This window comes from Bradyrhizobium sp. SZCCHNR3119 (assembly GCF_032487775.1).
Lineage (GTDB): Bacteria > Pseudomonadota > Alphaproteobacteria > Rhizobiales > Xanthobacteraceae > Bradyrhizobium.
In genome coordinates this window covers 1401424-1424422 of the sequence record NZ_JAUEUV010000001.1, presented here as the reverse complement: position 1 = coordinate 1424422, position 22999 = coordinate 1401424, and the positions used below count along the sequence as shown (strand labels likewise).

The window sequence follows — 22999 nt, the reverse complement described above, 5'->3', positions numbered from 1 at the left end:
TCAGCCGCCGTGATCCGGCCGTAGCCCCGGCCAAGGACCGCCAGAATCGGGGCCGAACGTCTCCGCCCCAACGCCTCAGGCGCGTAAAGCTCCGAGGTGCAGGGGCATTCAGGAGCGTGAAGCCATGAAATTATCCCTTGGTGCCGTTTCGGCCGCCTTGATCGCAGCAGCCGCAGCGCAGGCCGAGCCGCTGGCGCCGTCCTACCGCGCGGTGTCGGATTTCGACGGCCCTTATGCCGACCAGCCGCTTCCGCCAGCGCCGGTTCCGGCCCCGCCGCCCTACGGTTATGCGCCGGGGCCGGCTCCAGCTCCGGATTATGCGTATCGGCCCGATGACCGCTACCCGCCGCAGCGGCCGTACCGGCCGGAGGGCTATGCGCCGGACTACGGCTACGCTCCGGCGTTCCTGCCGGCACACGATGTCTATGCGATCCTGCGCGACCACGGCTTCTCGCCTCTGGGCGCGCCGCGGCAGCGTGGTCATGTCTATGTCGTCGCCGTGCTCGATCGCGACGGCGAGGACGGCAAGCTCGTGATCGACGCCGTATCCGGGCGCATCGTCCGCTTCGTTCCGGCCTCCCGGTGGGGCGGCGACTACGAGCGGATGCGCTATGCGCCGCCGCGCGGCCAGATCGACAGCCTGCCGCCGCCGACGGTGATCCGGGCCGATCCGCGGCTCATGCCGCCGGCGCCCGTGCCGTCGCCGCGGGTGGCGAGCCGCGTTGCGCTTCCACCCGCGCCGAAGCTGGCCGCACCCGCGGTCAGGCCGGCCGCTCCGGCGGCACAGACCGCGGCCCTCAATCCCAAGCCTGCCGAGGCGAAGCCGGTCGAGAGCCCGCCGGCGCCGCAGGCCACGGCCACCGTCACTCAGCCGCAGCCTGCGGCGGAGCCGAAGCCAGCTCCCCAGACCACGGCGTCCGTTACGCCGCCGAAGCCTGCGGCAGAGCAGAAGCCTATGCCGCGGGTGCTGCCGACGCAGGCCATGCCGCCGGTGCAGGGGCTGGAGTAGGAAGCCGGAGCTTGGCCTATCGCTTATCGACCGGGAACTGGCCTCGCCTGTTACTCCGCCCGTCCCGCTGCCTTCAGGATCAGGTCCGCGACCTCCTTCGGATGCGAGACCAGCGACAGGTGGCCGGCATCCAGTTCGATCGTGGTGGCCTTCATCCGCTTGGCAAGGAAGCGCTCGAAATCCGGATCGATGGTCTTGTCTTCCTTTGAGACTGCATAGAAGGAAGGCTTGTCGTGCCAGGCCGCTGCCGTGGTGCGGCCTGCAAAGATCGAGGCGGCGGTCGGCCATTGCACCGCATAGAGCTCCTTCGCCGTCGTCGCATCGACGCCATTGGCGAAGTACTTCAGGAACGCATCCTCCGACAGCTTGGTCTCGCCGTCATGGTTGACGATGCCGGCCCGTGCCGGCGGATTGGGAAACTTGCCGGCCAACGCCAAGAAGTCTTCGCCGGCATCCGGCGCCCGCGCGGCGATATAGACGAGTGCGCTGACCTTGGGATCGGTGCCGACCTCGCTGACGACGGTGCCGGCCCAGGAATGGCCGACCAGCACGGTCGGCCCGTCCTGCAACGCCAGCGCGCGGCGGGTGGCGGCGGCGGAATCCTCAAGAGAGGTGAGCGGATTCTGGACCGCAGTCACCTTGAGGCCTGCCGCCTGCAGATAGGGAATGACCTTGGCCCAGCTCGAGCCGTCCGCCCAGGCGCCGTGCACCAGCACGACATTATTGGCTTTGACAGGCTCGGCCGGTGCGGCAGAGGCGGCGGTGCCGGCCGCAATCAATGCAGCGGCGGCAAGCGTGAGAGTGCGAAGGAGGTTCATCGGTTTGCTCCATGAGGAACTGAAAAAGAGGCTCGATCTGGTCACGCTCTCGTCTTCGTCGTGGAGCGGTGCGCCATTACTGCATCACGGTCGTTTGATCGCAGTGCAACAAACGGGAAAAGGTACCGGCGCAAACAAGAACGCCCCGGAGGCCCGGGGCGTTGCATTATTCAGAATAGTTCGGGATCGCCTTATGCGGCGGCCTTGTCGGCCGAGCCCTCGATTACCGGCTGCTGCGCGCCGGTCTGGATCGGGATGCTGCGGGGCTTCTTGGCCTCGGGAATCTCGCGCTCGAGGTCGACATGGAGCAGGCCGTTCTCGAGGCTGGCATTCTTGACCACCACATGGTCGGCGAGCTGGAACGAGCGCTCGAAGGCGCGCGCGGCGATGCCGCGATACAGCACGTCGCTCTTGGCCTTGGCGTTCTCGTTGGCGGCCTTCTCGCCCTTGATGGTCAGCGTGTTTTCCTTGGCGACGATCGAGAGATCATCCTTGCCGAAGCCGGATACCGCGACCGTGATGCGGTAGGCATTCTCGCCGGTGCGCTCGATGTTGTAGGGCGGGTAGCCGGGGCTGCCGTCGGAGGTGGCCTGGTCGAGCAGGTTGAAGAGACGGTCGAAGCCGACGGTGGAGCGGTAGAAGGGGGTGAGATCGTAGGTACGCATGAAAGTCCTCCAATTGAGCGACTGTTTCGAATGACCCGCCCGCCATCGGGCCGGGCCGCGTCGTGCAGCCTGATGTTCCGGATGTCGTCCGAAAGCACTGGTAGCGGCCTGCACGCTGCTGATATGGGTCTTATGCGGCGCCGTTCAAGCTGATCTTGCCGTCCCTCTTTTTCGCTTCGTTCACCCTTGATTCCCGGCTTCATTGACCTATTCGATCGCGCCTCATGACGCTCGTCTCGATCCCTGCCAATCCCGTCCCGGAAAACGTCGTCGCCGGCACCATCAAGACCCCTGATGGCGCCGAGCTGCGCTTTGCGCGCTGGGCGGCGCCTTCGGGCCGCAAGGGCACGGTCTGCATCTTCACCGGCCGCAGCGAGATGATCGAGAAGTATTTCGAGACGGTGCGGGACCTGCGCGACCGCGGCTTCGCGGTGGCGATCCTCGACTGGCGCGGACAGGGCCATTCGTCGCGCCGCCTGCGCGATCCCCGCAAGGGCTATGTGCGCTCGTTCGCCGATTACGAAGTCGATGTCGAGACCTTCGTCCAGCAGGTGGTGCTGCCGGATTGTCCGCCGCCGCATTTCGCGCTGGCGCATTCGATGGGCGGCACGGTGCTGCTCAGGCTTGCCCATGCGGGCAAGCGCTGGTTCGACCGCATGGTGCTGTCGGCGCCGATGATCGACCTGCCGGGCCGGCGCACCGCGTTGCCGGCGCGGCTCTTGTTGAAGGTGCTGCGCTTCGCCGGGCAGGGCGGCAGCTATGTGCCCGGCGGCAACGACAGGATGGCCGGGCTCGAGCCGTTCGTCAGCAATCCCGTCACCTCGGATCCCGTGCGTTACGCCCGGAACGCGGCGATCCTGGAGGAGGACCCGACGCTCGGCATCGCGTCGCCGACCGTGGCATGGGCCGATGCCGCCTTCTCGGCCATGGTCACTTTCCGCGGCGTCCACTATCCCTCGCAGATCCGCCAGCCGGTCCTGATGCTGGCCGCCTCCAACGATGCCGTGGTCTCGACCTCGGCGATCGAGGAGTTCGCCTATCATCTGCGTGCCGGCTCGCATCTCGTCATTGCCGGCGCCAAGCACGAGATCCTGCAGGAGCAGGACCGCTATCGCGAGCAGTTCTGGGCGGCCTTCGACGCGTTCGTTCCGGGAACGCCATTGTTCGGCTGAGCGCGTTGCTGGACACCCCTCGGCCATCGGGCTAGTGCTGACATGTCCCCGCAAGTCGTGACAGAAGCGCGTGAGTGAACGGCGGAAAAATTTGCAGGCTCAGGCTCTGCAGGAAGCGATCCACGCGCTGCGCGCGCGGCAGTTCGCCCGCGCCGAGCAGATCGCCGCCTCGATCCTGAAAGCCAGCCGGACCGACCGGACGGCACTTCTTGTTCTGGCGCATGCGCTGCTCGGCCAGCAGCGCGCCGGCGAGGCGATCGGACCGCTGGAGAAGGCGGCGCTTCGCGGCACTGATCCCGAGATCGAAACCCTGTTGGGCGCAGCGCTCTGCGATGCACGGCGTTCGGCCGACGGCATCGCGCAGCTGCGCAGGACCGCGGCGCGGCGTCCGCCCTATCTGCCGTCGTTCCAGGAGCTGGCCGGTCGGCTGGCCAAGGCGGGCCAGATCCATGACGCCATCGGCGTCATCGAGGATGCGCTGGCTCTGTCTCCTGACAGCGTCGACCTGAAGCTCGACCTCGCCCGCCTGTGTCTGCGGACCAATGACCGGGCACGCGCGCATGCGAACCTCGTGGCGGCGCGGGACGCCGCACCCGGACGTCCCGATATCCTGATCGAGCTCGCCTCGGTGCAGTTTCTGGACGGCGCCTATGCCGATGCTGCCGACACCTTCCGCCGCGCGCTCGGCTTGCGGCCCGACGATACGCAGTCGCGCGCCAGTCTGGCGATGTGCCTGCTCGAAATGGGCGAGCGCGACGGCGCGCAGGCGGCGCTGCGCACATTGTTGCGCGGCCGGCCGCATCTGCTCACCCGCGCCGCCTATGCGCTGGCGGCCAGCTCGCATGGCCGCTTCTTCTTCCGCCCGAGCGCCGCCGCGAAATTTCTGCAAGCCGATGGCGCAGGGAACGGCTAGGCCCTGAACTTCTTGCGATAGAGTCCCTGCTCGCGTTTCAGCGCGTCGCGCACCTCGTGCACCTCTGCAATCTCCTCATCGGTGAAGCTGGACGTCTGCATCGTCCACGCCTGCCGCTTCACCGGAATGCATTGAGCCACCGGCGTGCCCTTCGGAAGAACGCCGCGGAACGCCGTGTCGTGCCAATGGACCGGAAAATGCACGAAGGAGTCGTGATAGCGATCGCTGTCGACCAGCCCGGTCAGCGTGGTGAACGGCAGATCGAAACGGTTGATCGGATGGGTGAACAACACCGCCCAGCCTTCCGGCGCCTCGATCGTCCACAGATTGTGAAACTTGAGGAGGAAGCGGTCGGCTTCGAACAGCGGCGATCCCGTGACCTGCGCAACATCGTGGAAGCTGACCGGCGAGCGCGGAAAATCGATCGCGCCGCCCGGCGGCAGCTCGTTGTCCCAGCTGATTCCGCCGTCCTCGACCTTGAGGTCGCACACCAGCGGAATCAGAAAGCCTGATGTCATCGCGTCGACGAAAGGCGGGCAGCGCTTGATGGTCTGCTCCTCGCCCTGGTTGAGCGCGCTGAAGGCCGTCGACGGCATGGCCTTGAGCCAATCGGGAAGCCCCAGCGTCGCCGGGACTGGCTGTGGGATCAGGCCTTCGAGCTCCTTCGGGCAGCGGAATTTGAGCGTGAGGGGATCGGTCTCGGACATGGCGCCGCGGCTCTCTTGTTCTCGACGGAAAGCTCTACGCCTTCAGCGCCGAAAGTCCAACGGCCAAGCCAAAGCGCAGCCCGGATAAGCGTGAGCGGCATCCGCTCGCCCTGGTTGCTTGCCGCGATCACGCGGTGCCGGGTGCAGCGTTTCGCTACTTGGTCGAGAGCACTTCGCCGAAGCGCTCCCACTGCTTGCCGGTGAAGCGCATGAACTGCACCTGCTCGACCGGGAGATGGTCGCTCTCGCTGGTGTTCACCTTGATGCCCGGCAGCAGCATCGGCAGCTCCAGGTCCTTGATCGACAGCGCCTGCCGCAGGATGTTCTCGCGGCTCAGGTCGTTTCCCGCGGCCTTCAGGACGTGCTCCAGCAGCATGCCGTTGTTGTAGCCGTTGACGTAGTTGGAATCGCGGATGTCGCCGTCGGGAACGTATTTGGCCATGTAGTCGCGCCAGCCCTTCACGCCGGGATCGTCTGCCCAGGCCGGATCGAGCGGGTCCTTCACATAGGCCGTGGAGATGATGCCCGTACCGGCCTCGAGCCCGGCCGGCTCCATCACCGAGGACATCCACACCGAGACATTGGTCAGGAACGTCATCGGACGCCAGTTGATCTCGAAGGTCTTGCGGATCGCCTGTGCGGCGAATTTCGGTGTCGCGGCGATGATCAGCGCGTCGGCGCCGGTCGATTTCAGCTTCACGATCTGGGAGTCGATCGTCGGCTCGGTCGACTCGTAGCTCGCGACCGTGACCGCGCTGTCGAAGCGCTCGCCGAGCACGTCCTTCAGCCCGGCGAGATAGTCGCGGCCGAAATCGTCGTTCTGCGCCAGCACCGCGAAGGTCGCGTCGGGCTTCTTCTGCAGCGCGTAGCGCGCATACATGCGGGCTTCGTTGCGGAACGGCGCCATCACGCCCATCAGCGCCAGCGGAAACTGCGCGGGATCGCCGAACTTCGAGGCGCCGGAGGCCACGAACAGCTGCGGCACCTTCTTGCCCTGCAGATATTTGGCGATCGCCGTGTTGTGCGCGGTGCCCATGGTCGAGAAGATGAAGGAGATCTCATCGCTCTCGATCAGCCGCCGCGTCTGCTCGACGGTCTTGGGCGGCACGTAGCTGTCGTCGAGGGAGAGCAGGTTGACCTTGCGGCCGTTGATGCCGCCGCGGTCGTTGACCATCTTGAAATAGGCGACCTCGCCCTTGCCCAGGATGCCGAAGGCGGAGACCGGCCCGCTATAGGGCATGGTCTGTCCGATGCGGATTTCGGTGGCGGTGATGCCGGGCGGGTCTTCGGCCTGAGCAGGCGCGCCGAGCACGGACGAGACGACGAACAGCCCTGCAATCGCGATGATGCTTCGCATGGACACCTCCCTGGTGGGCCGCGCTGGCGGCGGCTTTTTGCCAACCATAAGGACCGTGCTGACGTCTCGCAACAAAAAATATATTTTTCGAAGAAAGTGAACTTTTGGTTTGATAGTCTGGCTCGGCCCGCAGCGAGAATCGCCCATGTCCGGAAGCGCCACCCAGACCGTCTATGAACAGCTTCGCGCCAGCCTGCTGACGGGCCTCTATCGGCCCGAGGAGAAGCTGAAGATCAGCGAGCTCGGCTCGGCTTTCTCGGTCAGCACCGGGGCGATCCGCGAGGCGCTCGCCCGGCTCACGGCGGAAGGGCTCGTCACCGCGATGCCGCAGCGCGGCTTTCGCGTCGCCCCGGTGTCGGTCGCCGATCTGCGCGATCTCACCGACATGCGCATCGAGATCGAAACCAAGTGCCTGCGCCGCGCCATCGCCAACGGTGATCTCTCCTGGGAAACGGCAATCGTTGCCGCGCACCATCGGCTGGCTGCCACGCCGATCGCGGCCGCGGACGGCAGCTTCTCGCCGGGCTGGATCGTGGCGCATGGCGAGTTTCACGCCGCGCTCGCTCAGGCCTGCGGCAGCGCCTGGATGATGCGGGTGCGCGATCTGCTGTTCGCCCACAATGAGCGTTATCTCGACCTCGCCCGCAAGACCGACCGGGGCAATCGCGATGCCGCACGCGAGCATCGCGAGCTGATGGAGGCCGCGCTGGCGCGCGATACCGAGCGCGCGGTCAGCGCGATGACGGAGCACATCGACAAGACCCGGCACACGATCGAAGCGGTGCTGCTGCAGGCGGCGGCGAAGAACGCGGCGGGATGAGGGAACGGTCAGGCCGGATCGGCGGAGCGTTTCGTTCGCCGCAGCCTGAACCAGGGCGGATCCTCGCAAACCGTCCTCGCTGCTATTTCGTCAGATGGGCTTCGGCCACCGCGTGGTTGAACATCGCATTCAGCGCCGACGTGATGTCGGCCGGCGAGTTCGCCGTGTAGAAGAAGCCCGGCGACGCACAGGCCTGCAGGCTCGGTGGAATATACGGGATGTTGTTGTTGGCGTAGTCGTCCTCGTCGCCGGCGAACGATGCGTTGACCGGATTGATCGGCTGATAGGGAATGTACAGCACCGCAATGATGATGCCGCGGCTTTTCAGCGGGCTGCAGGAAGTGCTCGGATCGATCACGGTGGCATGGTTGCTGCCGGACCAGGAGCCGTTGGGGACGCCCTTCACCTGCGGGTCCTGCGCACCGTCGGTGACCAGGAACACATAGGGCAAGGTGTTGTTCGAGGCGCTGCCGTTGCCCACGCTGACGATCAGGTTGTTGACGCTGGACAAGGCCGTGTCGATATGCGTGCCGCCCGAGCCGAGATAGCTATTGGTGTTCGTGTCGAGAAGCGTCGCAAGGTTGGCCGCGGCATAGTTGATGGTCGACGAATCGGTCGTCGAGCCGTTGATGTTGCTGGTGAGCGGGAAGTAGGAATAGAGATAGCGGATGAAGGGATAGAGGCCGATCCTGAACTGGTTGCTGACCTTCTTGGTATTGTTCGCCGTCACGAACAGCTGGTTCACGGCATAGCCGACCGCGTCCAGCCGCAGCTGGATACACGCATCCGTGCCGTCGGTCGGGCAGTTCGCGACGGTCGGCAGGTTGTTGTAGAGCGAGTTCGGCAGGCCGGACACGATCCAGGACGGCAGTTGAACGCCCTTGGGGTAGTTGCGGTTGGTGGTCAGCAGGTTCTTGTATCCGCTCTGACTGACGCGCGAGATCGCATAGCCGAGGCAATAATTGTTGGTGGGATATCCCTGGGTGCCCGAATCGGTGCAGGCGCTGTTCTGCGGGGAAAAATGGCAGGCGAGGGTGCATCCGGTGGGGTATTGCCTGTAGTTGTCCGGGCTGACAGCCTGCATCCGCTGAGCTTCCGCCGTTGTCGACGGCAGCCCCATCGATCCCGAGACATCGAGCGTCAGATAGAAGTCGAGATAGAGCGGCAACGTGGTCGAGGAAGACGATTTGCCGCTGACCGTCAGGTTCTGATAGCCGAGCACGACCAGGAAGGTGACCGGAACGTTGGCCGTGAATTGCACTTGCGACGTCAATGTGGAGCCGGTCTTGGTGACGGTGCTGGTTTCCGACACTATGGTGTAGCCGCTCGCCGTGGACGCATCGCCGTTGAAGATGTTGTTCGCCTCGGTGATGCCGGCCGCAACGGATCCGTCCGATGTCATCGACATCGCCGCGTTGTAGCCTGCCGAATTGACCGCGATCGAGGCGATGCTCGCGGCATCTGCCGCGGACTGGAGCTTCGTCTTGATGCGCATCGCCATCGAGTAGTCGGTCGCGCAGCCGATCGCCGCGAGGATCGGCAACAGCGCCACTGCGAATGTGACCGCGATGTTGGCGTTGCTGTCCCGCGAAAAGCGGGCCAAGAGGGCGATCGCCCGGTTTGCTGTTCGGCTGACGCCCATCATGCCATGCCCTCCAAGATCCCGTTCTCGACGCGGTAGAGACCTTTGATCTCTTTGCTTGTTGGCGATGTTCGCGGCGAAGACGCCCTTGACCGTTTTCGTGCAGCGGGATCGCGTTCCCAGCGCGTGCAGACGGATCCAGGCGAGTTCGGCCAACCTGCGAAAGATCGCATCGGGCTGTTGCGATTGGGTTTACGTGAATGTCGACTCGCGCCGTCTTCGAATACCGCGCGGCGCAGACACCCCTGCAGCTCGGCCTGGGCGGGAGAGGGGAAGCGTGCTTGCGGATGCACGCGTGGCGTGCAGAGGCACGCGCGTGTTCTCACGCTGAGCTGCTCACGAACGGCGGCGCATTACGCTGCTACGGATCTTCCGTGATCGCGCAGTCGGACGTCGTTTGTGCGATGGGCCGCTGCGTCAAGTGTGGCCGATGCGGGCGCAACCTGTGCGTTTCGCCCGCTGGTCAGGTGGTGCGCTTTCCTTTGGCCGGTTGTCGTGCCGCACGTTGGGACCGACTGCGCACGCCGTGACGCTGCGCAAGCGGCGATTCCACTAATCCTCGCTCCAGGGCCAGTGCCAGTGGTGCCATCCCCAATGGCGGGGTCCGCTGGCATCCAGCGTCGCCTTCTGCTTGTCGTCGAGTGAATCGTAAAAGGCCTGAAAGGCTGGCCGGACTATCTTGATGGCCTGCTGCATGGCATCGAGCCGCTGTTCGGCCAGGGCGAGGCGGTCGGTCGCTTTGGCCGGGAGCGCCGTCGGACAGTCCTTCGTGATGATGTCAGCTGCCTTGGCGGACGCCGCCTTCAATTCGTCGAGGCGTGCGCGCTGGGTGTCGTTCGGCTTGACGGCGGCCTCGATCGCGGAGATGCGCCACTCTGCAAACCCCGCCATGCGCGGGTGGCAGAAAAAGCCGAAGCCGCGTCCTCCCATCATTCCGGGGCCCATCATCATGCCGGGGCCCCAGCCTTGCGTCGCGCTTGGCCCGGGTTGGGCTGAGGCGGGCGAGGCGAAGATCGCCAACACCAAAGTCGCTGCAAAGAATGTGGTTGCCTGCACGCGCATGGGGCTCTCCCTCAGGTGACGTCACGCAGTGTAAGAAGCCCGAAGCAATGCACTGTTGACGTAGGTCAACTTACGGCCACCCGACGGCTTTGGGCATGGTGGCCATCATGCGCGCAAAAAATATTCCGGTTTCATCTTCGAAAATCGATTAGGAGCGTCCCGCCTCCTTTGAGGGCGCGCGCGGGCCTGCCGCGAGACTGGCGAGCGCTCGCCACCGTCATTCTCAACGCCAAAAGGCCTGATCGCGGCATGCATTCCGGCTGCTACCTCCGACTGGCCAGCAGGTTATCAGGCGGTCCTGGTTCGGGACCGCCGCATCGCCGGCGAGTGGCTTTTCGCATGATCGACGAAGGCGCGGAGCTTCGGCATGATCTCGCGATGCGCCGGATAGTAGAGGAAGACCCCCGGCGCGGTTGGCGCGAACGGCGCCAGAACCTGTACGAGCTTTCCAGCGCGCAATGGCTCGGCGGCCACCGGCTCGGGAAGTTGCGCCAACCCCACGCCTTCGACGGCCGCGCCGAGCATGGTTGTAAAATCGTTGGCGATGAGCGGACCGCTGACCGCAATCTCGATGGAGCGGTCGCCATCGTTGAGCGTCCACGATCCGACTGCACCGTTGGAGCGCCGCAGCCTGATACAGCGGTGATGACGCAAATCGTCCGGGCGTTGGGGCCGCCGGTTGCCGCCGAAATAAGCCGGGCTGCCGACCATCACGAGGCGAAACGGCGGGGACAGCCGCACCGCGACCATGTCGGCCGCGATGAATTGCCCCAATCGGATACCGGCATCGAAACCCGCGGCCGCAAGGTCGACCAGCTCCTCGCCTGCGGCAATCTCGACTTCGATCTCCGGATAGGCCTTGCAGAAGGATGCGATCAGCGGCTGCAGGAGGACCGGCAGAACCGCGCGCGGCACCGAAAGCCGCAGCAGTCCGGTTGGCCGCCGTCCGAGGTCACGCGCGGTCTCGCTGGCGGCCACGAGTTCCTCGAAGGCCGGCTTCGCACGGGACAGGAAACGCGTGCCAGCCTCCGTCAGCCCGACACTGCGGGTCGTGCGAATGAAGAGGGCTGCGCCGAGACGTGTCTCGAGCGCCCTGATCGCCTGGCTGATCGCGGACGGCGTCACGCCAAGCTCCGCCGCCGCTCTGCGAAAGTTGCGGTGTTTCGCGACGCCGAGGAAGGCCTCGATGCCGTCGAGCGCACCCTGCCGGACTGTGAAGCTCTGCTTCATGGCCCATCGACATTATCGCGAATAGTTGTCCGGGGAAAGCGAGCGTATCTCATGAGCTGCAACCGGCATCCGTGCCGATCAGGAGGACCGCCATGAACGATGCGCTTGATGGTGTACGCAACCATTACCGGGCGACGGGTCTGACGGAGCGGCTGAAGGCGGCGCTCGCCGCGTTCGGCTCGGAGGATCAGCGTCTCGACCCGCGACAGCTCGCTGGTCTCGACCAGTTTCACAGCATCGGGCTTGCCGCGACCGACGAACTGGCCAAGCTGGCCGGAATCACCGCCGACACGTCGGTTCTGGACGTCGGCTCAGGCGTTGGCGGTCCGGCGCGCTTTGTCGCCGCGAGCTGCGGCTGCAAGGTGACCGGCATCGACCTCAGCGTCCCGTTCGTGGAGGCCGCGCGCTATTTGACCGAGCGCACGAGGCAAAGCGGGCAGGTGTCATTCCAAGTCGCAAGCGCCCTGGAGCTGCCCTTCGGCGATGGCGCATTCGATGCCGTTCTCATGCAGCACGTCGCGATGAATATCGCGGAACGGGCACGGCTGTATCGCGAGATCCGGCGCGTGCTGAAGGCAGGCGGCAGGTTCGCGATCTTCGACGTCGTCTCGAACGGCGCCGAGCCGCACTATCCCGTACCCTGGGCACGGACCGCGGCGACGAGCTTTCTGCTGACCGCGGACGCAACGCGCGAGACGATCGAATCGGCGGGCTTCCGAACGCTGGTCTGGCGCGACGATACCGAGGCGGCAAAAGCCTGGATCGCGCGACTGCGCGCCTCGGGGCCGCCACCGTCGCCCAATCTCGGCGTGGTGATGGGTCCGGATTTCGCAGAACTGTCCGCCAATCTCGGACGGAATCTGCTGGAAGGCCGGATCGTCATTCTGACCGCCGTGTTCGAAGCCGCGCCGGCGAGCGCCTGAGAGGAGGAGATCATGTCACCCGAGGCCATCTTCCGCACTCAGCTCGTCTTCGGCTATGTCGCGTGGCTGCTTTGCTTCGCCACCTATATCGGGCCGCGTCTCAGATCCATGGACCATGTCGAAGCCCAGCGTGCCATCGCGACGCTGCACAGCTTCCGCTTTTTCGGCCTGGTCTTTATCCTGCCCGGCTACGTCGGGCCCCATCTTTCGGCCGACTTCGCGACCTTCGCCGCGTACTGGGATTTCGTGACCGGGCTCCTTGCCACGCTGGCGCTGCTGGCCGTCAGGATGCGTCCCTTGTTCTGGCTGTTCGTCACAGCCTTCAACGTGGTGGGTATCATCGATCTCTTCGTCGACTACGCCCAGGCCGTCAGCGTCGACCTTCCATCGATGGCGGGCGAGTTGGGTGCCGCCTATGCGATCCCGGTCATCTACGTGCCTCTGCTCATGATCACGCATGTCGCCGCCTTCTATCTGCTGTTCCGGCAACTCAGGGCGACGCGGATCGCGGTCGGCGGTGCGTCCGCGTAGCGATGCGACCCTGATAGACACGCTGATCGTGCGTTCGAGTTCAGGCATGGCGGCGCTTCGCCGCGAGATGGGTGGTTTGCCCGCCAGGCGCGCTCTGCCAAACCCTGTCCAGTCCCCGCGCGAAAAATATTTCACTTTCGTTTTTTCAGAAGTCGTGCATTAATCAGCGCTGTCCCGCTTCCTTTCAGGAGGGGCGCTTCGCGATCGTCACGGACGTTGGCAGCGGGATGCGGTGGGCGTGTCGGGTTGCAGCGTGATCAATCATGCGGACGAACAATCCGATGCGCACGATCAAGCCGTGTGGTCCTGGTCTCCCGGTGCTGAGGCCAAGTTCGCGCTGACGTTTGCGCGGATGACAGGGGCAATAAAGCCGGTCCCTGGGGAGAGCGCGGAGTAAGTCGTAAAGCCATCGCGCAGGGAATGCCGGATGTTCGGCTTAACCTGTGGTGACTGCCGCCTGCTTTCTTTGTTGCAGGCGGGCCATGGGTGAGGCCTTCACCCGGCATTCCCTGCGCCTCCGATTTTGTCGAAGGCGAAGTCGTCAGCAAAGCTCGGGCAACTCATGCCGCGAGAGCGTGGATGCATGCACCGAGCCTGTTTAACAGTTGAACGGAGTCGCACGCATGCGTCGCTGTGGCGGCGATGTTCGGTTCGAATGGAGAGAATTTACTCTGCGAGCTCTCCGGGAAGGCGGTGATCCCGCATTTTTGATGAAGGGAGTCTTTTGTCTACTTGGAGGCAGCTTTTTCAGTTGCTTGCTTTGCCCGCTCTTCCTCTTCAGTGAGATCATGGAAATCATTGTGTTGAAAGCAGGTGTCAGCAGCGGCTTCGGACATGTCAGCGCCTTTGAAGGTCCAGCAGTACCGGCTGCAGTGCCGATTTCCGAATACGTCTTTGTAGAACAGCGCACCCCAATACATGATGACAAAGGTGGTGCCCTTTTTCACTAAATCGACTTGCTCGAGAGTTATGTTGTGTCCGCGCATCTCGAAATTGGATTCTTGTTGGGGAAACAGAGTGAAGGAATTAACTACAGTTGGAGCAGGAGTGCAAAGAGTCGGGGCAAACTGCGTGAGTCTATCGATTTGAACGACTGCGATGTTAGGAGGCGTCATGAAAAGATCTATGGCCGGCGTCAACCCGTAGTTCTTGCGGCTGATTTTCAATGTCTGGGTTGGCGTTCCGAAATTCTGGATACCGTGCTGAGTCAATCCGACGTAAGCCTTCAATTGCTTGCGTTCGGAATCCCTCATGATTTCTAATTGGTTTTGGCTTGCAGTAACTTGTCGGCCGCCGACGATCAAGATACCAAGAGTGAGCGCGATGTTAATTGCAACACCTGCCGCGACGGCGATTTCGACCCAAAACTTTATGCCCGCACGCCGGCGTTCCATTGGATCGCTTTTGCGATAGCTTTCGGCAAAGGCTTTAAATGTTTTGTTGAGGGCAGCAGTTTCCTCGGCGGTGCTGCCATGCTGTCTGGCAAGCTCTCCGCTGCGATCGCCGTGATGTTGTTTATCTCCCTTATTGCCGATCATCTGTTTCTGCCAATCTACACCGAGAACGCTCCGCAGCTCTCTGCTGTCATTATGTCGCTCGGCGCGATGCCGGGCTGTCCAGTTCGTCGCGACGTGCCCTACAGCGTCTTCAGATATTCGATCAGCTGCCAGCGCTCCGTGTCGCTGAAGCCGCGGCCGATCACGCCCGGGGGATAGTCGTGCGGATCGCGCTCGGGTCCTTCGAAGGAATGGCCCATCACGCTGTTGCCCTTGATCGGCCCCTTGCTGTCGGATGCCATGAAGCGGGTCTGGCCGGTCTTGCAGGAGGCCTCGCCGCCGGCAGGCACGGCAAAGCCGACCGTGATCGGATCATAGTCGCGCGCGCCCTGGCAGAACGAGGTGGGCCGGTCCGCGGCCGGGCTCAGCAGCCAGTAGAGCGAAGGCACCGAGCCGTTGTGCAGATAGGGCGCGGTGGCCCAGACGCCGTTCAGCGGCCGGGCGCGATAGATCGGCTTTGGCGCCGGGTTGGGGCAGTTCTTGCGCTTGCCCCACACCTGGCTCCGATCGACGACCGGATGCTCGTCGAACCATTTGTCGCTGGCGCGCTGCACGACGTCCATCAGCGCCAGCGCGTAAGGCATGTCGGTGGTCGATGTGCTCGGCGGCAGGCCGCAGCCCTTCAGGTCCTTGGCCGGATCGAGACCGAAGAAGCCGGGCACCTTGACCATTCGCGTCCGCAGGATGCTGGACTGGCCAGGGTCGGTCCTCATGTCGGCGACCGGCTTCTCCACCAGATTCACGGCGTCGCCGGACTTGTTCCAAGGCCCGCCGTCGCGTCGCCAGAAGCTGAGCGCCTTGGTGTCTTCGTCGGTGTCGAAGCTCTGATCGTCGACCGGGCCCAGATGGCACTCGACGCAGATCTTGCCATAGAGCTTGCGGCCGGCATCGACCTTGGCCTGATCGATGGTCCACGCCTTGTCGCCGGGAAACAGCTTGCCCGGCCATTTCGGCGAGGTCAGGCCGCCGAAGCGCGGCGGGTCGGCCGCGAACGGATCCGGGCCGTGCAGCATGTTCTCGATGTACACGAGATTCTCGATTGCGATCGAGGAGCGGAACAGCCGGTTCGCCGGCCGATCGGGCGAGAAGTTCACGGCGGCGAACACGCCGAGCGCCTCGCCGGCATTGCGGATCAAAGGCTGCGAGATCGAGGCGTCATATTGCGCCCAGGAGAACCACGGCACGGTCCAGATCGGCGGATAGCTGACGGGAGCAGCGATGGCCTCTTGATTGTCGAGGTAGCCGGGCAGGCCGCCGACCGCCATGTCGAGATAGAACACCTGGTTGCCGATGCGGTTCAGCGCGTCCAGCCGGCCGAAACCTTCCTGGGTTTCGCTCTGGCCCTTGGCCTCGATCGCTTTCTGATAGTTCTTGGCCTGCATGGTCAGCGCGAAATCGGTCGCGGCCTTCAGCCCTTTCTTCAGGGCCGTGCGCTCCGACTCGCTCGCGCCGGCGCCGAGCACCTGCTCGGCAAAGCGCGAGAAGCGCGTGGGGACCCATTGCGTGAGCATCATTGCAAAGCCCATGGCCTTTTCGAGCTTGCGCAAGTCCACCATCGCCGGGCCGCCATCGAAGCGGATGCTGGTGCCCTTGTAGCGGATGCTGCCGGTATGGCAGGCCGCGCAGGTGAGGCCGATCTTGTCGGGCTCGGCCGCGCCGGTTGCGGGATCGACCGCGCCGCTCAGCCGCGCGAAGCCGACCGGCAGGCCGTCGTTGTTGGCGGCCGGGGTCGGCGCGAGGCCCGGCAGCGGCGCCGGCGCAGGGCTCGCATTGGCATCCGCGGCTGCATCGAAGCCATAGGCTTTGAGGCCGGCGGAATCGCCATCGGTGCTCTTGGGACTCGGGATGAAGCCGAAACGTTCGAGATAGCTGCTGTCGGAAATCCGGCCGGGCGTACCGAATGGCGACAGATAAGGCTGCTCCAGCGCCATGAACCATTTGTAGGGCACCGGGAAGGTCGCCGTGCCCTGGGTTGCGTGGTGAAACCACTGGCGGTCCTTGACTGTCCAGCCCTGATTCAGCCAATGCGCCGTCTTCGGCGCCTCATAGGCCGGCAGCGCCGGTGGGACCATTTCCGCAATCGACTTTGGCAGGATGCTGCTCAGGGTCTCATCGGTCTGGTCGGGGAAGGCGATCCACGCGACGCCGAGCAGAACAACCAGCGCGACCGCGAAGCCGATCGTCGCCCGGCCGAGGCGCCACAGCAGGCCCGCGGGCCTCGGCTTGGTCAAGAGCCGTGTCACGATCCGCTCGGGCAGGTGGCGGTCGACGAACAAGGTGCGCACCTCGGCGACGCTGAGATAGCGATTGTCGCCTTCGCCCTTGCCCATCACGCGCAGCAGCACCGGCCATTCGCCTCGCATCAGCAAGGGGAAGTACCAGCGCGCATCGGCTCCGTCCCGATCGATGTTGGAGCGCATGTAGGTCTTGATCTGCGCCGCGTTCAGCCCGCGCTCGGTGCCGCCGCAAGGGTTGGGATAGTCGCTGCCGAAACAGGCGAGGCGGTCGATCTCGCCTTCGTGCACATGGGCCTCGGCATCGAGGATGCGCGAGCCGCCGCCGTGCTTGTCCAGCGGGCCGTTGCGAAGCTGGTCCAGATTCACGCCCGACCACAGGCTGTGGATCAGCCGCAGCGGGCCGAACCCGTTGGCGATCAGTGCCACACCAAAGGTCTGCGGCCAGACCATCCGCCGCCGCAAGCCGGTCTCGCCGCTCGCGGCCTGGATCGTGCTGCTGATCTTCGGCAGCGCAACGGTGTGCCTATCGACGAAGCCGCCGGCCACGAGTGCGCGCAGGAACGGGCAGGGATTGTTGGCCGACACCGGAATCTGCTCAGGCAGCGCGTTGCTGCCGGGGGCGGGGTCTGGGGGCATGCAATCGCATCCTTGGGAAGAAACCGGTGATGAAAGGAGTAGCGCGGACCAAGGCGGCCGGACGTGAGCCAGCCCACATCTACGCGAGGATTTTCACGAGAGTCTGCGGATGATGGCGTATTCGGATTTGGTGTCAACCAGAAGTCGCGGGGCGTCCACTGCCGGACGTCTGCTCTCATCCACGCGCGCGGGGCGCGACCGTCTCCACCAATGTGAGCTTCGACGAGGGCATGCGCGCCTTCACCAGACCGTCACGGTAATGCGCGATGTCATCCGAACTTTTCCAACGGTTGCTCAACAACCGCTCCACCGTGAGCCACGGATAGAGCTCGAGCATCGCGGCGACGACCTCCTTGGCTTCGGCGCATCGCCCAAGTTGCGCGAGGCTGGCGGCCCGGATCGAGAGGCCCTGCAGATGGTCGGGGTTCTCGTAGTAGGCCTCCCGCGCCCAGGACAGCGCCGCATCATAGTGCCCGAGCAGATAATGGCTGAACGCGCTCAGCACGTTCCACTGATAGCGAGGGTCGCTGTTGCCGCGTTGCGCTGCGATCGAGAACAGCTCCACAGCCTGCCGGTGCTCGCCGCGAACCATGTGACACACGCCGAGCACGCCACGGGCGCCCATGTCGTAAGGGTTGAGCTCGAGCGCTTTCCGCGCCGCGGCCATGCCCGCGTCCGGCTGCCCCTCCATCGCGTTGACGTATGCGAGCAGCGAATAGGCGAAGGAGGAGCGGGGGGCGAGCCGCACGCTGGTTTCGGCCAGCTGCATCGCCTCGTCCCACAATTGGTGGGTGCTCCTGATCCAGCCGAAATGGATGCCCTGCAGCAGGATAGTGCCGAGATAGGTGTGGGCGATCGCAAGCGCCGGATCGAGCGCGATCGCCTCGCGGAACAGCGCGATCGACCGCTCATAATCCGCTTTGGTCGGCTGATAATAGTGCGACAGCCCGCGCAGGAAGCGGTCCCAGGCGGTGAGATCGGTGTTGAGCGACCGGGTCGGGACCGAGGCCTCGGCGCGGTAGATCTCGGGGATCAGCGCCGCGCACAGATTGCTGGTGATGTCGTCCTGCACGGCGAACACGTCGCCGATATCCCGGTCATAGCGCCCGGCCCAGAGTTGTTCGCCGCTCTCCGGCGCCACCAGCTCGGCCGTGACCCGGATCTTGGCGCCGGCGCGCCGCACCGAGCCTTGGATCAGATAGGTGGCGTCGATCTCGCGCGCGATCAGGCGGGCGCTCAGGTCTGCGGTCTTGAAAACGAAGGTCGAATTCCGGCTCAGCACGCGGAAGAACGACTGCAGCGAGAGCGCATGAATGAGGTCCTCGGCCAGCCCGTCGGAGAAATAATCGTCGGTTGCATCGCTCAGGTTGACGAAAGGGAGAACGCCGACGATCGCGGTCCGGTATTGTGGGGGCAGGACCGAAGCGGTGCGCGGCTCGCGGACCTTATCCGGTCCGCCGGGCTCCCAGGTCCAGACATTGATGGTGTCTTCGATGTTCTTGAAGCGGAAATTGCCGGCATCGGCGAAGCTGACCGCGACGTGCCGGCTCGCCTCCTGATAGGCTTTGGCGGAAATCGCAACGCCGCCGGGGTTGGCTGCCGCTTCCAACCGCACCGCAAGGTTGACGCCGTCGCCGAACACCTCATCCTCATCGGCAATGACATCGCCCATGTGGACGCCGAGGCGGAACCGCATGGTGCGTTCCGCCGGCAGATGCGCATTGCGTTCGGCCATCAGGGTCTGCATCGCGACCGACGCCTCGACGGCGCCGACCACGCTCGGGAATTCGAGCAGAAAGCCATCGCCGGTCTTCTTGATGATCCGGCCGCCATGATTGAGGATGATGGGATGGATCGCGCCGCGATGGGCCTTGAACGCGGCATGCGTGCCGGCTTCGTCGGCTCCCATCATCCGCGAGTAGCCGGCTACGTCGGCGCAAACAATGGCAGCCAGCCGTCTTTCCATCGCACTCCCGCTCCTGCGTTCCCGATACCATGGCTGCAGCTCTTGAATCCAATGCTTTTGCAACTGATAATTCGTCTAGGTGAACGCTCGTCGGTTCGGTCACTTTGAAAGGAGCCATCCATGTTGGGGATTCACGATTTCGGGCTGTTCATCCTGTCGGGCTTATTGCTCAACGTTACGCCGGGGCCGGACACGGCCTATATCGTCGGCCGCAGCGTGCAGATGGGCTGGCGGGGGGGTGCCGCCGCTGCGGTCGGCATCAGCGCCGGGTGCTTGGTCCATGTGTTTGCCGCGGCGGTTGGGCTCTCGGCGCTGCTCGCGGCGTCGGCGACCGCGTTTTTTGCCGTGAAATGGCTCGGCGCGGCCTATCTGGCCTATGTTGGTATCAAGATGCTGCTCACGCGGCAGCATTCATCTGCCCAGGGCACGAGCTTCGTCTGCACGGCACTTCCGCTTCGGAGCGTGTTCCTGCAGGGTGCGCTGACCAACGTGCTGAACCCCAAGGTGGCGCTGTTCTTCCTCGCCTTCCTCCCGCAATTCGTCGCAGGCGACGCGCCGCAGAAGGCCTTGGCCTTTCTGCTGCTCGGCGGAATTTTTATTTTCAACGGCACGATCTGGTGCCTCGGCGTCGCCGCGGTCGCGGCGAGGACGGCCAAGCGCGTCCAGCGCTCTTCGCAGGTGATGGCGTGGCTCAACCGGGCGATCGGCGGTCTGTTCGTCTATTTGGGCGTCCGGATCGCGCTGCTGGAGGCGCGATAGATCTACCAATAGAGTTCCAGGACCGCGCTACCGACGAGATAAAGGCCGAGCAGGATCATCGCGATCAGGAAGACGCGGCGGAAGGTTTCGGCCGGCATTTTCGAGCGCACGCTCTGGCCGATGAACATGCCGAGGAAAGCGCACGCCATCGCCACCGCGCCCGGGAGCGCGGTGGCGGTCGAGAGCAGGCCGGAGCTCGTGAGGTTGAAGGCCAGCGTAATGGTGGCCACGGTGAAGAACACGCCGAGCGCCTGCACCAGCTCGTCCTTCTGCAGCCCGATCGCCTGCATGTAGGGAACGGACGGAACCACCTGCACGCCGGTCGCGGCCGAGATCAGGCCGGTGATGAGGCCGACGATGCCGCCGACCCATTTCTCGTGGCGCGGTGCCACGCTGAAGGCGAGCTTCGACAGGCCGAGCAGCGCGTAGACGACGAGCAGGAGCCCGAGCGCGATGTTGCCGTAATGGGTCGAGCCGTGACTCAGTGCCGATGCGTTCAGGCAGATGCCGATCGCGGTGCCGAGCATCAATGGCCACAGCCGTCGGGCGATGTCGCGCAAATAGGGGCCGACGAAGGTCTGCCAGATGTTGGTGATCACGGCCGGCACGATGACGATGGCGAGGGCGCGGCCCGGCGGCATCGCCACCGCCAGCAGCCCGACCGAGACGGTCGGCAAGCCCAGCCCGAGCGCGCCCTTGATGAAGCCGGCGAGCGTGAGCGCGAACGCGATGAAGATCAGGATGGGGTCGATCATGGCCCGGAGATTGACCGATCGCGGAGAAGGGCACAATCTGGAGGTTACGGAGCAAGCCTTCGGCCTGCCCGAAGCCTAGAGCATGATCCGGAAAAGTGGAAACCGGTTTCCCCTCGCGACAAACGCCATAGGCGTTTGCGCGGAGATCATGCTCAATCACAGGGATGGGATCATGATGCGATTCCTTTTAATCGCGTCATGATCTAAGGGAGCATGAGGCGATGCGGTTCGACCTGGTCGATCTCAGGCTGTTCATCGCGGTTGCCGATGCGCGCAGCATCACCGGCGGCGCCGATCGCGCGCATCTGGCGCTGGCCTCGGCGAGCGCGCGCATCAAGGGCCTGGAGGACGCGTTCGGCGTGCCGCTGTTCAAGCGCGGCCGTCGCGGCGTCGCGCTGACCGCCGCCGGCGAAAGCCTGCTCGATCACGCCCGCATCATCATGCACAATGTCGAGACGATGCAGGGCGAGATGGCCCGCTTCGCCTCAGGCCTGCGTGCCAATGTGGAGCTGCTCGCCAACACTGTTGGTCTTGCCGAACATCTGCCGCGGGCTCTGGCCGCGTTCCTGCGCGACCATCCCGATATCAGCGTCGACGTCGAGGAGCGGGAGAGTACCGACATTGCCGCCGCCATCGCGGCCGGCAGCGCCGATCTCGGCTTCGCCGCCGAGCATGCGCTGCCCGACAATGTCGAGCGCTTCGTGTTCGGCGAGGACCGGCTCACGCTGGTTGCCGGACGGCGCGGCCCGTTTGCGGGCCGCCGTCAGATCGATTTCGTCGAGACCGCAGGCCAGGATTTCGTCGGGCTGACCCAGGCTACCGCGCTGCAGGTCCATATCGGCAAGCACGCAGCGCGACTCGGCATCCGCCAGCATTTCCGGGCGCGGCTGCGCGATTTCGACGCGATCTGTCAGATGGTGGCGGCGGGGGTCGGCATCGCGGTGGTGCCGGAAGCCGCCGCCCGGCGCTGCGCGCGCACGATGCCGATCTCGGTGGTGACGCTGCGTGACAGCTGGGCCAATCGCCGGCTCGTGATCTGTGCGCGCAGTTTCAAGGCGCTGCCACGGCCCGCGAAGCTCCTGGTCGATCATCTGCGCAAGGCGGCGGGATGAGTGCACGCACGCACTCAGCTGCAAGGTCAGCCAGCCAGCATCTTCAGCGCCGCCTCGTGCACGCGCTTGTCGCCGGCGGCGATGATACGGCCGCCGGTCTGCGCCGGGCCGCCGTCCCAATTGGTAACGATGCCGCCGGCGCCGTTGATGATCGGAATCAGCGCGGCGATGTCATAGGGCTTGAGCTCGGTCTCGATCACGAGGTCGAGGTGACCCGCCGCCAGCATGCAATAGGAGTAACAATCGCCTCCGTAACGCGACAGCCGCACCTCGGCTTCGACCCGCTCATAGGTGGCCCGGTCGGCCTTGTTCATCAGCAACGGGCTCGTGGTGTAGCAGACGGCTTCTTTCAGGGATCCACAGCGCCGCACCGAGAGCCGGCGCTCGCCGACGGAATTCCGGTAGGTTGCCGAGCCGTTGTCGCCCGAGAAACGCTCGCCGATGAAGGGCTGGTGCATCATGCCGAAGACTGGCGTGCCCTTGTGCAGCAGCGCGATCAACGTGCCCCAGATCGGAAAGCCCGCGATGAAGGACTTGGTTCCGTCGATCGGGTCCAGCACCCAGACGTAATCGGCGTCCTCGCGTTCATTGCCGAACTCCTCGCCGACGATGCCATGCTGAGGGAAGTTGGCCTTGATCAGCCGGCGCATCACGGCTTCCGCGGCGCGGTCGGCTTCGGTCACCGGATCGAAATCCTGCCGGATGCTCTTGTTGTCGATGGAGAGCGAGGTCCGGAAGAACGGCAGAATGGTTTCGCCGGAGGCGGTTGCCAGGCGGCCAATGAAGGCGGAGAAGTCGATAACCGTCACAATAGGTCCTTCAATGCGAATTCGGCGGAACCAGTATCGCCGATTGCAGCCTCCGCGTCATTTGCGGGCTCTCAATCAAGGCGACTTATTAGAATGAGATGCGCCCGCCACGTCTCAAGCGCCGCGGGCCGAATGGCCGTAACCGCCTGGTCGTGGAGTGCGCGCCCATGCCGGCATGCCCTAGCCCAAATGCCGCGGAGATGCACCGTTGGCGGAACCATCGGTCAAGATATCAAATATCTTTCGGCCGCTGAGGTCTTCCAGGCGCGGTCTATTTTCGATTTTTGCCATCACGAAACGGAGAACGAAATCGGACGGTA

The 22999-nt window shown here is 64.6% G+C and carries 20 protein-coding genes; 8 read left to right on the top strand and 12 right to left on the bottom strand.

All coding sequences use genetic code 11. The features are described from left to right. The first annotated feature begins 124 nt into the window (after nt 1–124). Nucleotides 125–1009 carry a hypothetical protein gene (locus QX034_RS06855; RefSeq protein ID WP_316195114.1) on the top strand — a complete coding sequence of 295 codons (885 nt, stop codon included), beginning with the start codon at nt 125–127 and terminating at the stop codon, nt 1007–1009. 50 nt (nt 1010–1059) lie between these two features. On the opposite strand, the gene QX034_RS06850 is transcribed toward QX034_RS06855, so the two are convergent. Together QX034_RS06850 and QX034_RS06845 are read right to left on the bottom strand one after the other, a co-directional pair. After that, nucleotides 1060–1827 carry an alpha/beta hydrolase gene (locus QX034_RS06850; protein ID WP_315706544.1) on the bottom strand — a complete coding sequence of 256 codons (768 nt, stop codon included), beginning with the start codon at nt 1825–1827 and terminating at the stop codon, nt 1060–1062. A gap of 191 nt (nt 1828–2018) precedes the next feature. Next, entirely contained in the window at nt 2019–2492 is a 474-nt protein-coding gene (locus QX034_RS06845) for an Hsp20 family protein (RefSeq protein WP_315706545.1), read from the bottom strand. 224 nt (nt 2493–2716) lie between these two features. On the opposite strand from QX034_RS06845, the gene QX034_RS06840 reads away from it, so the two are divergent. Continuing rightward, nucleotides 2717–3664 carry an alpha/beta hydrolase gene (locus QX034_RS06840; protein WP_315706546.1) on the top strand — a complete coding sequence of 316 codons (948 nt, stop codon included), beginning with the start codon at nt 2717–2719 and terminating at the stop codon, nt 3662–3664. Nucleotides 3665–3755: 91 nt separating this feature from the next. Beyond that, the gene (locus QX034_RS06835; RefSeq protein WP_315706547.1) at nt 3756–4577 is read left to right on the top strand and encodes a tetratricopeptide repeat protein; all 822 of its coding nucleotides are present in this window, start codon (nt 3756–3758) and stop codon (nt 4575–4577) included. On the opposite strand, the gene QX034_RS06830 is transcribed toward QX034_RS06835, so the two are convergent. Continuing rightward, nucleotides 4574–5284 (bottom strand): hypothetical protein, encoded by a 711-nt coding sequence (locus QX034_RS06830; RefSeq protein ID WP_315727560.1) that lies wholly within the window; start codon nt 5282–5284, stop codon nt 4574–4576. The two genes, QX034_RS06835 and QX034_RS06830, sit on opposite strands and share 4 nt — an antisense overlap. Before the next feature lie 154 nt (nt 5285–5438). Next, entirely contained in the window at nt 5439–6641 is a 1203-nt protein-coding gene (locus QX034_RS06825) for an ABC transporter substrate-binding protein (protein WP_316195113.1), read from the bottom strand. A 145-nt stretch (nt 6642–6786) separates the two neighbouring features. Here QX034_RS06825 and QX034_RS06820 point away from each other — a divergent pair, with 145 nt between their 5' ends. After that, nucleotides 6787–7461 (top strand): GntR family transcriptional regulator, encoded by a 675-nt coding sequence (locus tag QX034_RS06820; RefSeq protein ID WP_315727562.1) that lies wholly within the window; start codon nt 6787–6789, stop codon nt 7459–7461. Between the two features lie 82 nt (nt 7462–7543). On the opposite strand, the gene QX034_RS06815 is transcribed toward QX034_RS06820, so the two are convergent. The 3 genes from QX034_RS06815 to QX034_RS06805 all read right to left on the bottom strand — a co-directional run bounded on the left by QX034_RS06815 (nt 7544) and on the right by QX034_RS06805 (nt 11395). Further along, entirely contained in the window at nt 7544–9103 is a 1560-nt protein-coding gene (locus QX034_RS06815; protein WP_315706694.1) for a TadE/TadG family type IV pilus assembly protein, read from the bottom strand. Nucleotides 9104–9655: 552 nt separating this feature from the next. Then, nucleotides 9656–10165, bottom strand: coding sequence for a Spy/CpxP family protein refolding chaperone (locus tag QX034_RS06810; RefSeq protein WP_315706551.1), 510 nt, complete (start codon nt 10163–10165; stop codon nt 9656–9658). A 288-nt stretch (nt 10166–10453) separates the two neighbouring features. Continuing rightward, nucleotides 10454–11395 (bottom strand): LysR family transcriptional regulator, encoded by a 942-nt coding sequence (locus QX034_RS06805; RefSeq protein WP_315706552.1) that lies wholly within the window; start codon nt 11393–11395, stop codon nt 10454–10456. 92 nt (nt 11396–11487) lie between these two features. On the opposite strand from QX034_RS06805, the gene QX034_RS06800 reads away from it, so the two are divergent. Both QX034_RS06800 and QX034_RS06795 read left to right on the top strand, forming a co-directional pair. Further along, nucleotides 11488–12318 (top strand): class I SAM-dependent methyltransferase, encoded by an 831-nt coding sequence (locus tag QX034_RS06800; RefSeq protein ID WP_315706553.1) that lies wholly within the window; start codon nt 11488–11490, stop codon nt 12316–12318. Between the two features lie 12 nt (nt 12319–12330). After that, nucleotides 12331–12849, top strand: coding sequence for a hypothetical protein (locus QX034_RS06795; protein ID WP_315706554.1), 519 nt, complete (start codon nt 12331–12333; stop codon nt 12847–12849). Between the two features lie 728 nt (nt 12850–13577). On the opposite strand, the gene QX034_RS06790 is transcribed toward QX034_RS06795, so the two are convergent. The 3 genes from QX034_RS06790 to QX034_RS06780 form a co-directional block, all read right to left on the bottom strand. Next, nucleotides 13578–14387 carry a hypothetical protein gene (locus QX034_RS06790; RefSeq protein ID WP_315706555.1) on the bottom strand — a complete coding sequence of 270 codons (810 nt, stop codon included), beginning with the start codon at nt 14385–14387 and terminating at the stop codon, nt 13578–13580. Between the two features lie 98 nt (nt 14388–14485). Further along, complete coding sequence (locus tag QX034_RS06785; RefSeq protein WP_315706556.1) at nt 14486–17278, bottom strand: di-heme-cytochrome C peroxidase; 2793 nt, start codon at nt 17276–17278, stop codon at nt 14486–14488. Between the two features lie 175 nt (nt 17279–17453). Beyond that, on the bottom strand, nt 17454–19244 hold the full coding sequence (locus QX034_RS06780) for an adenylate/guanylate cyclase domain-containing protein (RefSeq protein ID WP_315706557.1): 1791 nt from the start codon (nt 19242–19244) through the stop codon (nt 17454–17456). Nucleotides 19245–19364: 120 nt separating this feature from the next. On the opposite strand from QX034_RS06780, the gene QX034_RS06775 reads away from it, so the two are divergent. Next, the gene (locus QX034_RS06775; protein WP_315706558.1) at nt 19365–20003 is read left to right on the top strand and encodes a LysE family translocator; all 639 of its coding nucleotides are present in this window, start codon (nt 19365–19367) and stop codon (nt 20001–20003) included. A 2-nt stretch (nt 20004–20005) separates the two neighbouring features. Here QX034_RS06775 and QX034_RS06770 read toward each other — a convergent pair whose 3' ends face one another. After that, nucleotides 20006–20758, bottom strand: coding sequence for a sulfite exporter TauE/SafE family protein (locus QX034_RS06770; RefSeq protein ID WP_315706559.1), 753 nt, complete (start codon nt 20756–20758; stop codon nt 20006–20008). Nucleotides 20759–20979: 221 nt separating this feature from the next. On the opposite strand from QX034_RS06770, the gene QX034_RS06765 reads away from it, so the two are divergent. Continuing rightward, nucleotides 20980–21870 (top strand): LysR substrate-binding domain-containing protein, encoded by an 891-nt coding sequence (locus tag QX034_RS06765; protein ID WP_315727574.1) that lies wholly within the window; start codon nt 20980–20982, stop codon nt 21868–21870. A 26-nt stretch (nt 21871–21896) separates the two neighbouring features. Here the strand turns inward: QX034_RS06765 and hisN are convergent, their stop codons facing one another. Next, nucleotides 21897–22679 carry a histidinol-phosphatase gene (gene hisN / locus QX034_RS06760; protein ID WP_315706561.1) on the bottom strand — a complete coding sequence of 261 codons (783 nt, stop codon included), beginning with the start codon at nt 22677–22679 and terminating at the stop codon, nt 21897–21899. Nucleotides 22680–22999 lie beyond the last annotated feature (320 nt).